The sequence below is a fragment of the Vibrio kagoshimensis genome, assembly GCF_050337535.1.
GTDB lineage: Bacteria > Pseudomonadota > Gammaproteobacteria > Enterobacterales > Vibrionaceae > Vibrio > Vibrio gallaecicus.
In genome coordinates, this window is sequence record NZ_JAKJSZ010000002.1 from 53,789 (window position 1) to 69,459 (window position 15,671).

16 protein-coding genes are annotated in these 15,671 nt (G+C 41.7%); 9 read left to right on the top strand and 7 right to left on the bottom strand.

The window, feature by feature from the left end:
• Positions 1-95: 95 nt before the first annotated feature.
• Positions 96-830: a 30S ribosomal protein S2 gene (gene rpsB / locus L4C37_RS00395; RefSeq protein ID WP_137373557.1), complete on the bottom strand. Its 735-nt coding sequence runs from the start codon at positions 828-830 to the stop codon at positions 96-98.
• Positions 831-1,262: 432 nt separating this feature from the next.
• Between rpsB and map the strand changes: the two genes are divergently transcribed.
• From map to L4C37_RS00410, 3 genes are all read left to right on the top strand, one after another.
• Complete coding sequence (map, locus tag L4C37_RS00400) at positions 1,263-2,141, top strand: type I methionyl aminopeptidase (RefSeq protein WP_137373556.1); 879 nt, start codon at positions 1,263-1,265, stop codon at positions 2,139-2,141.
• A 161-nt stretch (positions 2,142-2,302) separates the two neighbouring features.
• Positions 2,303-4,924, top strand: coding sequence for a bifunctional uridylyltransferase/uridylyl-removing protein GlnD (glnD, locus tag L4C37_RS00405; RefSeq protein ID WP_429767605.1), 2,622 nt, complete (start codon positions 2,303-2,305; stop codon positions 4,922-4,924).
• 264 nt (positions 4,925-5,188) lie between these two features.
• On the top strand, positions 5,189-5,572 hold the full coding sequence (locus L4C37_RS00410) for a DUF3461 family protein (protein ID WP_137373554.1): 384 nt from the start codon (positions 5,189-5,191) through the stop codon (positions 5,570-5,572).
• 196 nt (positions 5,573-5,768) lie between these two features.
• Here the strand turns inward: L4C37_RS00410 and truC are convergent, their stop codons facing one another.
• Both truC and L4C37_RS00420 read right to left on the bottom strand, forming a co-directional pair.
• Complete coding sequence (gene truC / locus L4C37_RS00415; RefSeq protein WP_273295637.1) at positions 5,769-6,524, bottom strand: tRNA pseudouridine(65) synthase TruC; 756 nt, start codon at positions 6,522-6,524, stop codon at positions 5,769-5,771.
• Positions 6,515-6,829, bottom strand: coding sequence for a YqcC family protein (locus L4C37_RS00420; RefSeq protein ID WP_429767606.1), 315 nt, complete (start codon positions 6,827-6,829; stop codon positions 6,515-6,517). Before L4C37_RS00420 ends, truC begins: the two co-directional genes overlap by 10 nt.
• Positions 6,830-6,916: 87 nt before the next feature.
• On the opposite strand from L4C37_RS00420, the gene L4C37_RS00425 reads away from it, so the two are divergent.
• Positions 6,917-7,954, top strand: coding sequence for a DUF3549 family protein (locus L4C37_RS00425; RefSeq protein WP_429767607.1), 1,038 nt, complete (start codon positions 6,917-6,919; stop codon positions 7,952-7,954).
• A gap of 81 nt (positions 7,955-8,035) precedes the next feature.
• The gene (locus tag L4C37_RS00430) at positions 8,036-8,350 is read left to right on the top strand and encodes a DUF3301 domain-containing protein (RefSeq protein ID WP_137373550.1); all 315 of its coding nucleotides are present in this window, start codon (positions 8,036-8,038) and stop codon (positions 8,348-8,350) included.
• Here L4C37_RS00430 and L4C37_RS00435 read toward each other — a convergent pair.
• Complete coding sequence (locus L4C37_RS00435) at positions 8,316-8,840, bottom strand: GNAT family N-acetyltransferase (RefSeq protein ID WP_137373549.1); 525 nt, start codon at positions 8,838-8,840, stop codon at positions 8,316-8,318. The genes L4C37_RS00430 and L4C37_RS00435 overlap by 35 nt on opposite strands.
• 771 nt (positions 8,841-9,611) lie before the next feature.
• Here L4C37_RS00435 and L4C37_RS00440 point away from each other — a divergent pair.
• Both L4C37_RS00440 and L4C37_RS00445 read left to right on the top strand, forming a co-directional pair.
• Positions 9,612-9,899, top strand: coding sequence for a hypothetical protein (locus L4C37_RS00440; RefSeq protein ID WP_137373548.1), 288 nt, complete (start codon positions 9,612-9,614; stop codon positions 9,897-9,899).
• Positions 9,900-9,985: 86 nt separating this feature from the next.
• Positions 9,986-10,429, top strand: coding sequence for a YaiI/YqxD family protein (locus tag L4C37_RS00445; RefSeq protein WP_137373547.1), 444 nt, complete (start codon positions 9,986-9,988; stop codon positions 10,427-10,429).
• 199 nt (positions 10,430-10,628) lie between these two features.
• On the opposite strand, the gene L4C37_RS00450 is transcribed toward L4C37_RS00445, so the two are convergent.
• The 3 genes from L4C37_RS00450 to L4C37_RS00460 all read right to left on the bottom strand — a co-directional run bounded on the left by L4C37_RS00450 (position 10,629) and on the right by L4C37_RS00460 (position 12,990).
• The gene (locus L4C37_RS00450) at positions 10,629-12,215 is read right to left on the bottom strand and encodes an AbgT family transporter (RefSeq protein WP_137373546.1); all 1,587 of its coding nucleotides are present in this window, start codon (positions 12,213-12,215) and stop codon (positions 10,629-10,631) included.
• 387 nt (positions 12,216-12,602) lie between these two features.
• Positions 12,603-12,728: a type B 50S ribosomal protein L36 gene (ykgO, locus tag L4C37_RS00455; protein WP_137373545.1), complete on the bottom strand. Its 126-nt coding sequence runs from the start codon at positions 12,726-12,728 to the stop codon at positions 12,603-12,605.
• Between the two features lie 10 nt (positions 12,729-12,738).
• Positions 12,739-12,990 carry a type B 50S ribosomal protein L31 gene (locus tag L4C37_RS00460; protein ID WP_137373544.1) on the bottom strand — a complete coding sequence of 84 codons (252 nt, stop codon included), beginning with the start codon at positions 12,988-12,990 and terminating at the stop codon, positions 12,739-12,741.
• Positions 12,991-13,111: 121 nt separating this feature from the next.
• Here L4C37_RS00460 and tsaA point away from each other — a divergent pair, with 121 nt between their 5' ends.
• Both tsaA and L4C37_RS00470 read left to right on the top strand, forming a co-directional pair.
• The gene (tsaA, locus tag L4C37_RS00465) at positions 13,112-13,807 is read left to right on the top strand and encodes a tRNA (N6-threonylcarbamoyladenosine(37)-N6)-methyltransferase TrmO (RefSeq protein ID WP_429767608.1); all 696 of its coding nucleotides are present in this window, start codon (positions 13,112-13,114) and stop codon (positions 13,805-13,807) included.
• A 101-nt stretch (positions 13,808-13,908) separates the two neighbouring features.
• Positions 13,909-15,624, top strand: a complete 1,716-nt coding sequence (locus L4C37_RS00470) for a proline--tRNA ligase (protein WP_273296697.1) — start codon at positions 13,909-13,911, stop codon at positions 15,622-15,624.
• Positions 15,625-15,671 lie beyond the last annotated feature (47 nt).

Consider the following 15,671-nt stretch of genomic DNA (forward strand, 5'->3'; position numbering starts at 1 on the left):
CTCATTAAATGGCCCCTGATATTGACTGTATTTAGTTTGTTTCAGCTATCTATAATGACAGCCGAATATGAACTAAATATGGCTCAGAGCCGCTATTATTCAGCTTCTACGAAACCGTCTTTTTCAGCAGCAGCAGCGATAACAACATCTTTGTTACGGCCTTCTTTAACCGCATCAGCAGCAGCGTTTAGGTAAAGCTGTACTGCACGGATTGCATCGTCATTACCAGGAATGATGAAGTCAATGCCGTCTGGGTTAGAGTTAGTATCAACTACAGCGTAAACTGGGATACCTAGGTTGTTAGCTTCTTTAACTGCGATGTGTTCGTGGTCAGCATCGATTACGAATAGAGCGTCAGGTAGGCCGCCCATGTTCTTAATACCACCAAGAGACTTCTCTAGCTTCTCCATTTCACGAGTGCGCATTAGAGCTTCTTTCTTAGTAAGCTTGTCGAAAGTACCGTCTTGAGCTTGCGCTTCAAGTTCTTTCAGACGCTTGATAGACTGACGAACAGTTTTGTAGTTCGTTAGCATACCGCCTAACCAGCGGTTGTTAACGTAGAATTGGTTGCTGTTGATAGCAGCTTCTTTAACAGCTTCAGATGCAGCACGCTTAGTACCAACAAATAGAACTTTACCTTTCTTCTCGCCAACTTTAGCAATTTCAGCTAGAGCGTCGTTGAACATTGGTACAGTTTTTTCTAGGTTGATGATATGTACTTTGTTACGAGCACCAAAGATGAATGGCTTCATTTTTGGGTTCCAGTAACGAGTTTGGTGACCGAAGTGAACACCAGCTTTAAGCATATCGCGCATTGATACAGTTGCCATTTTAAAATCCTCTATGGGGTTAGGCCTCCACATTTCCCATAAATCCGACCCCTAACATCTACTTGTTTAAGCACAAGCAGTTTTATTGTTGAGGCACCCCGGAGCATGTGTCGAAATGTGTGTGATTTAAAGATAATTAGTATAGACAGAAAGCCTAATTCGCCAATGTGGAGAAATCAGTCCTTGTGTCCGGCGCGCTTTATACCATATTTCGTCTATCTTTGGCTAGAAAAAAATAAGAATCTCGATGAGATCACACCGAATCTTTAGCCCAAAATAGATCGCTTAGACGGTCCCTAAAATTTGCTATAAAACGCCAATTATCTAAAACCACTTTCCTTCTCGGGTTATCGGATTGTTGCGCTTATATGCTGCACTGCTAGAATAGCGCCATATGCACACTCAGGTGCTACAGAATTTAAGAGACATACAATGGCTGTAAAAATTAAAACTGCTGATGAAATAGCAAAGATGCGCGTTGCTGGCAAGCTTGCCGCTGAAATCCTAGAAATGATTGAACCTCACATCCAAGTGGGTACAACAACAGAGGAACTGAACACGATCTGTCACGAGTACGCACTAGCAAAAGGCGCATATTCAGCACCACTTGACTATCATGGTTTCCCTAAATCAATCTGCACATCTATCAACCACGTTGTTTGCCATGGCATTCCAGCATCACAAGATGAAATGGGCAGCAATGGTCAGTTGAAACCAGCGGTTTTAAAAGACGGCGATATTCTTAACGTCGACATCACTGTGATTGTTCCTGATGACGAGAATGCAGATCTTAGTGTTCGTCCACAAGGCTTCCACGGTGACACGTCAAAAATGTTCCTAGTTGGTGAAGTCTCTCCTGCAAACAAACGTCTATGCATGGTGGCACAAGAAGCGCTTTATGAAGGCATGCGCCAAGTAAAACCAGGAGTACAACTGGGTAAAGTTGGTACAGCAATTGAGAAATACATAAAAACAAATAACAAGAACAACCCAAGAGCGAAGTTCTCAATTGTTAAAGATTACTGTGGTCATGGTATTGGTTCTGAATTTCATGAGGATCCTCAGGTTGTTCACTACAAAAACAATGACCGCACTGTGTTAAAAGCAGGCATGTGTTTCACCATTGAGCCAATGATTAATGCAGGTAAATTCGGTTGCAGCCTAGACGATGAAGATAACTGGACAGTCTACACTGGCGACAGCAAGAACTCGGCGCAATGGGAACACACTTTAGTTGTCACTGAAACTGGCTGTGAAGTGCTGACTTTACGCAGTGATGACGCGATTCCACGCATCATGAAAAACGTATAAATCACAAACTAATAAGCCATCAGAACTCACATGATGGTCATTATTAGAATAGTAACTCCCCTATCCTCGCTCATGCGGGGATATTTTTTATCTAATCTCTTCTGTTCCATGTTCAACATCTGTTAAATTGAATTTATCTCGACCTGCATGGATAGCAAACAATGCCGTACCAATCTCCTCTCACGTTCACTGATGAACAAATTGATATTTCAGTGTTAAAAAGCCAGTTAGAAGGTTTTACGCTCTATCAAAAAAACGAATTTCTTAACCACCACCCGGTTACTGATCTTGTACTTGGTCGTTCTGAGTATATGGATTTGCTGCTCAACCGTTTGTGGCGGCATTTTGGCTTCAGCGATTTACCCCATATAAGTTTGGTTGCGGTTGGGGGCTATGGAAGAGGAGAGCTTCACCCACTGTCTGACATCGACATCCTCGTTGTTTCAAAGAAAACGCTACCAGCAGCATTAGGCGAGAAAGTCAGCCAATTTATTACCATGCTATGGGATTTAAGATTAGAAGTGGGTCACGCAGTTCGAACGATTGAGGAGTGCATTGAAATTGGAGGCGAAGATTTAACCGTTGCCACCAACCTTCAAGAATCTCGCTTACTTTGTGGAAGTGAGGACACCTTTAAAATCCTCAAACGTAAAATAGATTCGGACTCATTCTGGCCTAGCGAAACTTTTTATCGCGCAAAGATTCAAGAGCAAAAAAGCCGACATGCTCGTTACCATGATACAACGTACAATCTTGAGCCTGATATTAAATCAACGCCTGGCGGGTTAAGAGATATACATACGTTGAGCTGGGTTGCTCGCAGGCACTTCGGTGCAACTTCACTTCTAGAAATGAGTAAATATGGCTTTCTAACGGATGCCGAATACCGTGAACTGGTAGAGTGTCAGGATTTCTTATGGCGCGTTCGCTTTGCTTTACACGTTGAGTTACGCCGCTACGACAACAGGCTAACCTTCGCACATCAAGTCCAAGTTGCCGAGCATTTAGGCTACATAGGCGAAGGAAACCGCGGCATCGAAATGATGATGAAAGAGTTCTACCGCACCTTACGTCGCGTAGCTGAACTCAACAAAATGCTACTTAAATTATTTGATCAAGCGATTATCAATGGTGGAGCTACGCTAGAGGCTGAAATCATTGATGGAGATTTTCAACGTAGAGGGGCACTTATCGAGGCTCGTAAGCCTGCGCTATTCCAAGCAAGACCTGAAACCATCCTCGATATGTTTATCCACATTGCCAATGACTCTTCGATCGAAGGTGTTAGCCCTCCGACACTTCGTCAGCTGAGAACCGCAAGACGTAGACTAAATAAATTCCTACATTCTATTCCCGCTGCTCGTGAAAAATTCATGGATTTAGTCCGCCACCCTAATGCTTTACATAAAGCGTTCAGTTTAATGCATAAGCTTGGTGTACTTTCTGCCTACCTGCCTCAGTGGAGCCAAATTGTAGGTCAGATGCAATTTGATTTATTCCACGTTTATACGGTAGATGAGCACAGTATTCGCTTACTAAAACACATCAATAGTTTCAGCTACGCTTCTAATCGAGATCGTCACCCGATTTGCTGTGAAGTCTATCCTCGCATCTATAAAAAAGAATTGTTAATTCTTGCGGCAATTTTCCACGACATTGGTAAAGGTCGAGGAGGTGACCACTCAGAAATTGGAGCGGTTGAAGCCTATGATTTCTGTATGGAACACGGGCTTTCTAAGCCAGAGGCTAAGCTCGTTTCATGGTTAGTTCAAAATCACTTGTTAATGTCTGTGACTGCTCAACGTCGAGATATTTACGACCCTGAAGTCATTACCGAATTTGCCAAACAAGTAAGAGATGAAGAGCGTTTAGAGTTCTTAGTTTGTTTAACTGTCGCAGATATCTGCGCAACCAATCCAGAGCTTTGGAATAGCTGGAAACGCACCTTACTTGCTGAGCTTTTCCATTCTACTCAACGAGCACTACGCCGAGGACTAGAAAACCCAGTCGATGTCCGAGATCGCATTCGCCACAATCAGCAAATGGCGTCGGCGCTATTAAGAAAAGAAGGGTTCACCGCTCGTGAAATTGAAGTGCTTTGGCAACGCTTTAAAGCTGACTACTTCCTGAGACATACGCACAAACAGATTGCTTGGCATTGTGAGCACTTGCTTCGTCAGAAAAACCCAAATCAACCAGTTGTTCTTATTAGTAAGAAATCAACTCGTGGTGGTACGGAAGTCTTCGTCTACAGCAAAGATCAACCCGCCCTTTTTGCTTCAGTCGTAGCTGAGTTGGATAGACGCAATTTTAACGTGCATGATGCTCAAGTCATGATCAGTAAAGATGGCCATGTTCTTGATACTTTCATGGTGCTGGATCAACATGGTGAAGCCATTGACGAAAGCCGCCATAAAGCGGTCATTAAACATCTAACTCATGTGTTAGAAGACGGTCGCCCAACAAAAATTAAGGCCAGAAAAACACCTAGGAATTTACAGCATTTCACCGTAAAAACGGTGGTTGAGTTTCTACCAAGTAAGAATAAAAAGCGTACGCTCATGGAGTTCAGAGCATTAGACACCCCAGGATTATTAGCTCATGTCGGTGCAACTTTCTCCAAGCTTAATATCAATCTACACGGCGCGAAAATCACCACTATTGGTGAAAGAGCTGAAGATTTATTTATTCTTACCAGTGATACCGGTGGTCGATTATCTGAAGAGCAAGAGCAAGCTCTGAGAGAAAAGCTTACCGAGAACGTTTCTGAGCTTGCACCTTAGCTGGTTACTGGTTACTGGTTACTGGTTACTGATGATTATAACTAAGCCGTTTATTTATCGATAAGAGCATACGAAATAATGATCTAACGAGTATGGAAATATAAACATCAGTAATTGAAACAGTGGGTAAGGTATAGAGCGATCTTGCCCACAACTTAAACGATAATACTGATAAGCGCTATCTAGCTCGCCATTTGGCTGCTACATTATTTCTGTCACAACTTATAACATTGATGTATTTCACTAAAAATTTAGAGGTCGCTTATGTTTCCAAACCTCACTGGATTAGGTATTCATGAACCTAAACAGATTGAACGCTACTCTCTTCGTCAAGAAGCTCACAAAGACATCCTTAAAATTTATTTCCGTAAGCAAAAAGGCGAACTCTTCGCTAAAAGCGTGAAATTCAAATACCCACGACAAGTCAAGAATGTGCTGGTTGATAGCGGTAGCCATCAGTACAAAGAAGTGACTGAAATAAACCGTAATTTAACGCTGGTTATCGATGAATTAAATAAGATCACAAAACCAGCACCTAAAGCTGAAGTCGATGTGAAAGAAAAGATTCTTACTGATTTAAGACATCTTGAAAAAGTCGTCTCGAGTAAAATTGCCGAAATTGAAGCAGATTTAGAAAAACTAAAGTAGGCTTTACCCACTTAAGCTTTTGAATTCCAAATATATAAAGGGTTAATACTGAGCATTAACCCTTTATTTTAAGCGTCTGTTTAGTTGATATGAACGTTTATGTTTAGGTAGCTTTAAGTTCTAGACTGTTTTAATTACCGTGTTGCTTGTTTTTTATAGGTCGCATTTGATAGTTTTGCGTAGAAAATCATTGCCATTATCGCTGACCGTTTTTCAAATCCACCATCGACACTTCCCAGCCAAACGTCTCAAATAAACGTAACCAAGTCTCGTCTAGCCCAGCCGTCATGATCACCTCTTTTTCTGTAAAAGGGTGGATAAAACGTAATTCCGATGCATGTAATAATAAACGGTGCGAATCTAAATCATCTCTAAATAACCGGTTATGCTTGCCGTCACCATGGGATGTATCACCTACAATTGGGTGTCTTAGGTGAGCCATATGCCTTCTTAATTGATGCTTTCGACCCGTTTTAGGTAGCATCTCTACTAAGCAATAACGGCTGGTAGGAAAACGACCAGTAGAATAAGGCACTTCAACTTTAGCTAAAGGCTCGTAAACCGTAACCGCTTCTTGAGGCTCTTTATCCTCTTTAGCAAACTTATCTGCAATTTTATCCAGTTCAACTTTTAAAGCGTAATCGAGCGTATCCCCTTCCTCTATCCAACCTCGTACGATGGCATGATAGGTCTTTTGCATCTCATGGTTAGCAAACATTGGCATTACTTCAGAGGCCACCTCACTCGAAAGAGCAAAAACAAGCACTCCAGATGTCGGTCTATCTAGGCGATGAAGTGGAAATACATGCTGACCTATTTGATCTCGCAGTGTTTGCATCACAAACTGAGTTTCATGCTTATCTAACCAAGAGCGGTGAACGAGCATCCCTGCGGGCTTGTTGACCGCAACAAAGTATTCATCTTGATAAATGATTTCTAACACTACGCGCATACCTCATCAATTAAATTTAAAGTCTTCAGAATGTCACTCAGAGCCGGCTCTAATCTCCACACTTCATCAAAATAGGGCGATATTGAGAAACCTTTAGGCAATGGTTGATTAGCTTTGAGCATCTCACTTAACTTTTGAATAAACACCCACTGTAGCCACTGCTCTGGCTGTAAGGTATCTATTGCAAATGGTTCAACACTCGCTAAAGCTTGATCTGATGGTGGGAGAGTCTCCCATAACTTCGCTTCTTGCATTTGTTGCTTAAGTTGAACAAGTAATGAAGATAACTTTGCGGCAGCTGTCATTTTTCACCAAGTAATTTGTCTTGTGACCTTGAAATTGGGCCATAGAGTACCATCTATTTAGTAAAGAAAGTTAGGACCTTATTACTCATGGAAACAATTCATACTCTTACCCAGTTACTTAAGAATAGCGGCAGCCAATATAATATTTACGATCTTGGTCGACGTATTCAAAAAGTCGATAACAGCCTATTTTCGGATGTTGAACAGGGTAAGCAGCCCTACCCGTTTCCACTTCAAAAACAAGCTCATCTTGCAATTGCTTATTGGAATTCAGAAAAACAACCTTGGATTTGGTTCTTAAAGTTCAAACTTGATGAACGTGGATTGTTAAATCAAGGGGATGTGGGTAATTTTTTAAAGTTTGTTATTGAAGCTATGGGCACCCGCCTAAGTGGTGAAATGAGTGAAGATCAGCAACAAAAATTATCTAACAATCCCTACACGTTCAAACCATCTGAAGACAAAATGGCAGTCTTTCACAGCCAAGTAAGAGCTGAACTAGATTTACCGACAAGCCAATACTACGAACATGCTCAGCATTATTTCACAGGTGAGCTTGGTTGGGAAAACTGGCAAACCGTAGGGTTACAAGGTATTACCGATATCTGCGCTCGACTAAGTAGCCAGCAAAATGGTGTTGCGGTACGTAAAGCATTAATAAAACTGCCTAACGAGCCATTATATGCAACGCTAGGTGCTTTAGAGCATACGAAGATTTCCGACAAACTGGCAGGGCGCATCCAAGATTTAGCAGAAAATCAAATCAACAGCCAAGACCCAGATCTATTTTTACTGTCAGCCCTTGCTCGTGCACTATCAGGCGCTAAAAACACAATAAGCCATGCGGTTATATCTCAAATCTTATCAAGCCCTAGACTGAGCCACCAAGAGGTACTTATTGGGTTAGCGGGTCGTAGTTGGCAAACTCTGCAAGATCCAATCATTGCCGAGCAATTCCTGCTTCGCTTAGCTCAAACAGGTAACCAAACGCTGTTTAACCAACTTTTTGCCGATCTCGTTATGATCCCTGCATTAAGAATGATTTTTTTACCGCTATTGAATTCAAGCCCATCTCCAGAGTTAACCAATGCTTTGCTCAAACTTCAACAAGCAGCAAAAGCTTAAGTATTGATATTTGGTACTAGGTATTAGGTATTAGATGCTGAATGAGAAAGCTTCAGATTATATGAAAGGAACACATCAGGAATGATAGATAATCTACTGGCGATTTTACTGCTTTGCTTCTTCTGCTTCTTTTTTTGGCAGCAGCGTAGGCAGTCAGAATTGGCAAAATCAGCCATAGCGAAAAAATGTAAGCAACTGGATTTGCAACTGTTAAGTGTCGCTTTCAATGGTCATAAATTGAAAATGCCAGATGAACTCGCAATGAAAGTAAAATGGCGCTGGCACACCGTTTACCAATTTGAGTTTTCATCTTTGGGCGATGATTGTTACCACGGTAAACTAGTCATGATCGGCTTTCGACCTATGCACTTTGAGCTACAGCCCCATAAGATGTAGTCGCTTTACTTCCATACGCTGAATATTGATATAAATAATAAGGGCCAAACTGATCTTGTTTGGCTTCTTGTTGCACAAACCCTAACTTTTCTAGCAACTTAATCGATGGTACATGGTCGATATTCACTGTCGCAAAAACCTCGGATAAGTCTAATTCAAAACAAGCCATGGTGAAAAACGGTCGTAGAACTTCTGTCGCCAAACCTTCATTCCAGTACTCTTTATTAATGATGTAGCCTAGCTCATGCTTGCCTTCACTTTGTGTCACAAATAAGTGCCCTATATATTCACGAGTTTTGTTATCAATGATCGCTCGTGTAAAGCTTTGATTATCTGTAATTAAGTTTTCAAAGACACGCTTAGCTGAAGCAAGCGTATGGGGACCATTCATTTCTAATCGATTTATTGGACAACAATTTAATAAAATAAAATCGTGTTCTAAATGTTCAGTATACGGTACGAGTAAAGCTCTTGAAGTTGCAATCGTCATTTCCACATTCCTTGTGTTGACTGTTTATTTCAGTGATAAATCGTGTATTCAAAGTGACAAGTTAAACTTTATAAAACAGCGTGGCTTTGTTTTTAAAGGAGCAGAAAAAGAAAAGCCCCGACACCGAAGTGTCAGGGCTATAGTCTTACTCGCAGCAGTCCGGCTACTTATTAATGCTCCATGCATCATCCATAATAGTGGCTGTAATCCTTCAGCTCTTTCCTTTACTTCGCCGTCCTAGCGGTGTCCAATCATCCTGAAAGCTAACAATCCTAGTTAGCGCACATCACTTGTTCCGTGAGCGGTGTCCTTTACATCATCCTGATGTTGTTCCAAAACCTTCATCCAAAAGGTGTCCATTGTCATTCCGTTGCAGCTAACATCCTATTAACTGTTGTTTCCCTACAATGTCCTTTACTCCATGCTTGATTACTAATCCTAAGTAACCAAATCTTCATCCTGAAGATGACCAAATCCGTGGTGCTTTCCTGTTCCGTGTCAGTATCCTTCCGACAAGATATAATTTACGTGATTGGCTATTTTAAACAATAGATTCAGGTCACATTTCCGAACACGCAATAGTTGTTAAATATATATTACAATTAAAAATCAGCAACTTAGTGTTTTACGGTATATTTACACCATATCTAAACTTACTTTCTCTCACACCCTTTGTAAGAGATCTCGCACAAGCCTTGGGCGCTTTTGATATTCGCTAAAAACCACTAGAACAAGTATTATGCGGTATCAACGAAAATGGAGGTCATTATCATGCTGACTAAAGATGTTTCAGAAGAATTAAGAGCCGTGCTTGAAGGACTGCAAGCGCAAGGAAAAGAACCAACCGTTGCGCTGGTTAAAGCGAGAATGAGCACTTCAGTTCCAATGCCTGCACTTATCACAACCATTAAAAGCTGGAAAAGTGCGAACCGAATTCCCAAAATTGAAGTGGCAGCTTCTGAGCAACCCGAGATAAACAGAGTATCTCAACTTGAGCAACAGGTGCTCGATTTAACCGCACGAATTACAGCTCTAGAAGCTCAGTTGTCAGATAAATAAGCGATAAAATACAATTTTAAGGTCATTAGTTTTAAGTATTAAGACTCGAACTTTGAATTAATGTCCCAAGATAAAGAGAATTAATCATGAAAATATGGGTTGATGCCGATGCCTGTCCAAAAGTAATTAGAGAAACCATCGTTCGTGCAGCCGAAAGAACAGGAGTTGAATGTACTTTTGTTGCAAACCATCTAGTCCCTGTCCCTAAGCGCAACAATATACATTCCATCCAAGTGCCAAGTGGTTTTGACATTGCTGATGATGAAATAGTGAAACGAACAGAACCAGGTGATCTTGTGATTACTTCAGACATCCCTCTCGCAGACGAAGTCATCACTAAGGGAGGGCAAGCTCTGAGTTCTCGAGGTGAGCTTTACACTAAAGAAACGATCAAAGCACGCCTCAATATTCGAGATTTTATGGACACCATGCGTTCAAGCGGAATTCAAACGGGCGGTCCAAGCTCATTATCTCAAACAGACCGACGCGAATTTGCTAACCATTTAGATAAAATTTTAGCTAAACGTTAATCCATAATTATTGAGAGACTCAATTGATTGAAATCTAAAGCTGCTAAATTTTGGTTTCATCATTCAGGCTGTTTAAACAAAAAACCTGCATCAAGTGCAGGTTTTTTATTATCTCAATTTTAGAGCTTAGTTATATAGGCATAAAGCTATATAAGCATGAAGCTCAGATAAAGTAAGCGTGTTGCTCTAGTAAAATTGATTAAGGCGTGTAGAACGTTGCGGCGCCCGGACCAACAGGTAAACCAAAGACGAATACCCATAAGTAGAACAAAATACTCCAACCGAACATGAATACCATAGAGTAAGGCAACATAGTTGCAATTAGAGTACCAATACCTAAGTTCTTCATATAACGAGTTGCTACCGCAAGGATAAGACCGAAGTAGCTCATCATAGGTGTAATGATGTTGGTTGTTGAATCGCCGATACGGTAAGCCGCTTGAATCGTTTCAGGTGCGTAGCCTACTAGCATTAGCATAGGAACGAAGATAGGAGCCGTCACTGCCCACTGAGCAGAAGCCGAGCCAATCATCAAGTTGATGAAACCACACATTAAAATAAATGCGAAGAACAACATTGGACCCGTTAAGCCAATATCTTGTAAGAAGCTTGCGCCACCTACAGCAACTACTTGACCAAAGTTCGTCCACTTAAAGAAAGCGACAAACTGCGCAGCAAAGAATACTAGAACAATATACATGCCCATTGAAGACATAGACGTTGCCATTGCATTAATCACATCACGGTCATTTTTCATTGAACCGGTGATTTTTCCATAAACAAAGCCAGGAATTGCAAAGAATACAAAGATAAACGCAACGATACTCTTCAGGAATGGAGAACCTGAAATAGTACCCGCCTCTGAACGTAAAACACCGTCAGCAGGAACTACAGTCCAAGCTAAAAGCGCACTAACGATTAATACTGCAACACCAGCAAATTTAAGACCTTTCTTCTCAATAGCAGTGAGCTTGCCCATTGAGTCATTTGAAAGATCTTCAGACGCGTCTTCATCGTTGTATTTACCCAGCTTAGGTTCAACAATCTTCTCTGTTACAAATGCACCAGCAATAGAGATAAAGAAGGTTGAAACAAACATGAAGTACCAGTTTGATTCGGGACCAACAGAGTAAGAAGGATCAAGCATTTGTGCTGCGGTTTCTGTAATACCAGAAAGCAGTGGATCAACCGTACCGATAAGTAGATTTGCAGAATAACCACCAGATACACCAGCAAATGCTGCCGCTAGACCTGCTAATGGGTGACGACCCAATGAGTGGAAAAGCATTGCTGCAAGAGGGATAAGTACTACGTAACCTAGCTCTGAAGCCGTGTTAGAGATAATACCAGCAAATACCACGGTTACAGTAACCATGCGCTGAGATGCGCCCATTACCATGCCGCGCATTGCCGCAGATAATAGACCTGAGTGTTCAGCGATCGCAACACCTAGCATGGCAACAAGCACGGTACCAAGTGGTGCAAAGCCAACAAAGTTCTTAACTAGATTAGTTACGATTAGTTGTAAGCCTTCAGCATTAAGTAAGCTTACAACGTGGATCATGCCGTCAGCAGCACGACCGCTAGCACCTTCTGGGCGAGGATCCATTACAGATACTTCGAAGTAACCAGCAATTCCTGAAGAGACTAGGATTGCGACACAGAAGATTGCGAAAAGAGTGATTGGGTGGGGTAAAAGGTTCCCCAAATATTCAACGCCATCGAGAAAGCGGGTAAAAATAGGTTTCTTTGGCGAATTGTTTTTTATTGAAGCTGATGAACTCATCAGTTCCCTCCTTGTAGTGATTCCTGTGCAATTGTGACAAAAATGTTCAAATTGCCAGCGAAGGGTACGCGACAATATTATCAATTAGAAACTCAAAATGTTACAAGATGTGTAACAGGCAGGCATTCTTAACTAAATTTAAACAATTAATTAGCAAATAAATCTAAATTAAATACAAAATTAAGATTTATAGTTCACAACCATCCATTCACCGGAGGTATAACTAAAAGTATAACTCTTTGATTTCTTTAAACAACAAGACACACCGTACGATAAATATACACTCTACATTTGGTAAAGCTTCTCTCGAAGGAAAAGAAAAACAGGCAAATAAATGAAGTTTGACTTTCCCCTCGTTTTTACACACGAGTCACATCATATTGACGGTCATTTTTGAACCGCTTTAAACCTCGGGTTAGTTTTGCAAATCACATAAAGGCGCCCTTTTCTCTTTACGATTTGGCAATCAGGGTGTCGATTTTTAGCGCTTTTTAGTGAACTTAATACCTTCATTTTAATGTCCTTATTTAACGATCTTTCCAAATCTACGTTTAAAGTTAGCAATTCGCCCTTCTTGGCTTACAACTCGTTGCTTACCAGTGTAGAAAGGGTGAGATTCAGAAGACACATCTAAGGTGCAATAAGGGTACGTTTTCCCATCTTTCCATTCGATGGTTCTGTCAGTTTTAAGAGTTGAACCAACAACAAAATACTCATCTACACTCGTGTCATGAAATACAACAGGGCGGTAGTCTGGGTGAATTCCTTCTTTCATAATTTCCTCTAGGCTTAACTTGAAATGTTATAACATACCAAATGATAACCATTATCAATTAAAAGTAAAGGGATAAAATGTGCTACCTTTGCATTCTTTCTCGTAAAACAGCGCCTTTCCGATGCATTCAATTGAACCTATTGGCTATATTCAGAGCCCATTTAAAGAGAAATTTGCAGTTCCTAGACAGCCTAGATTAACGCCCAGCGCGCACTCCAGAGTCGAGCTAATCGGAGACAGTAATTCACCAGAAGCCGTTCGCGGTATAGAACAGTTCACCCATCTATGGTTACTATTTTTGTTTGATAAAAATATTGCAGCGGGTTGGAAGCCTACTGTTCGACCGCCCAGATTAGGAGGAAATGAACGAATAGGTGTATTTGCATCTCGTGCAACTTTTCGACCTAACGCTATTGGTATGTCAGCAGTGGAGTTGAAGGGAATAACACAGAAAGGGAACCAAACTTGGCTTGACCTGGGTAGCGCCGATCTTGTTGATGGGACTCCGATCATCGATATAAAACCTTATATCCCCTACTCGGACTCTATCCCAAATGCACAAGGCGGGTTTGCTGCTGATGAGCCAGTGACTTTAGATGTCAACTTTTCAGAATGCGCACTTAATAAGCTGCAATCTCACCCAAACGCCCACCATATTATGCAAGTAATCAAAGAGGTATTGGCACAAGACCCACGACCTGCTTATAAGAAGGGAAAGCCCGACAATAAAGAATATGCAGTAAATTTGTTCGATCTTAACGTGAAATTCGTTGTTGAGGCGTTTTTCATCAATGTTACTGACATTGAGCGCTTTTGAGATTCGAAATAGGCTGATATTATATGCGGCTAAATCAGATTTATTGTAGCAAAGGGCTACAGTAAGTTTTCTTTTATCAATGATGAAACGGATACCATAAAATGCGTACCAGTAACTATCTTCTTTCTACTGTGAAAGAGACTCCAAACGACGCAGAAGTTATCAGCCACCAGCTGATGCTACGTGCAGGTATGATCCGTAAGCTAGCTTCAGGTTTATATACTTGGCTACCTACCGGTCTACGTGTTCTGCGTAAAGTCGAAAATATCGTTCGCCAAGAGATCGATAATGCAGGTGCCGTTGAAATCTTGATGCCCGTTGTTCAACCGTTTGAGCTTTGGGAAGAGACTGGTCGTTCTGAAAAGATGGGTCCTGAGCTACTTCGTTTCACAGACCGTCACTCTCGTCCATTCGTTCTTAGCCCAACAGCAGAAGAAGTTGTGACGAGCCTAGTACGTAACGAGATCAGCTCTTACAAGCAGCTACCTCTAAACCTGTACCAAATTCAAACTAAATTCCGTGATGAGCGTCGCCCTCGTTTTGGCGTAATGCGTGCACGTGAATTCTCTATGATGGATGCGTACAGCTTTGATATCGACAAAGAAGGCTTAGAAAAGTCTTACCAAGCGATGCACGATGCTTACTGTAAAGCATTCGACCGCATGGGCCTTGAGTACCGTCCAGTATTGGCAGACTCTGGTGCAATCGGCGGTAGCGGCTCTCAAGAATTCCACGTTCTTGCTGAAAGCGGCGAAGATCTAATCGCATTCTCTTCTGAATCTGATTACGCAGCGAACATCGAGAAAGCAGAAGCACTAGCTCCTACAACTGAAGCGGCAGCGCCAACTCAAGAGATGGAACTAGTTGATACGCCAAACGCAAAAACAATCGCAGAACTTGTAGAGCAGCACGGTCTAGCAATCGAGAAGACTGTTAAGACTCTATTCGTTAAAGCATCTGACGATGTTGAAGCAGACATCATCGCACTTATCATCCGTGGTGATCACGAACTTAACGAAGTGAAAGCAGAAAACCTCCCACAGGTTGCTTCTCCACTAGAGATGGCTGATGAAGCTGCAATCCGTGCTCTTGTTGGTGCAGGTCCTGGTTCACTAGGTCCTGTTGGTCTAGAGCTACCATTCATCGTTGACCGCTCTGTTGCTGTAATGAGCGACTTCGGCGCTGGCGCAAACGTAGACGGTAAGCACTACTTCGGTATCAACTGGGGTCGTGACGTTGAGCTTGCTCAAGTTGAAGACCTACGTAACGTTGTTGAAGGCGATCTTAGCCCATGTGGTCAAGGCACTATTCAACTTAAACGCGGTATCGAAGTTGGTCACATCTTCCAGCTAGGTAACACTTACTCTAAAGCGATGAACTGTAATGTTCTTGGTCCTGACGGTAAGGCGACTACGCTAGAAATGGGTTGTTACGGTATCGGTGTTTCACGTGTTGTTGCATCAGCTATCGAGCAAAACCACGATAAATTCGGCATCATTTGGCCAGAAGCGCTAGCTCCTTTCCAAGTAGCTATCGTTCCAATGAACATGCACAAGTCTGAACGCGTTAAAGAAGCCGCTGAGAAGCTATACGCTGAATTAACGGCTATGGGCATCGAAGTTTTATTTGATGACCGTAAAGAGCGCCCAGGTGTTATGTTTAAAGATATCGAGCTAGTGGGTATTCCTCACACTATCGTTATCGGTGACCGCAGCATGGACGAAGGTAACTTCGAATACAAAAACCGTCGTTCAGGTGATAAAGAAGCTATCGCAATGGACACTGTTATCGAACACCTTAAAGCTCAACTTGCTTAAGTTTAAGTACTTGCTTACACATTAAGTAAAGAGTTTTTGATTTAAAA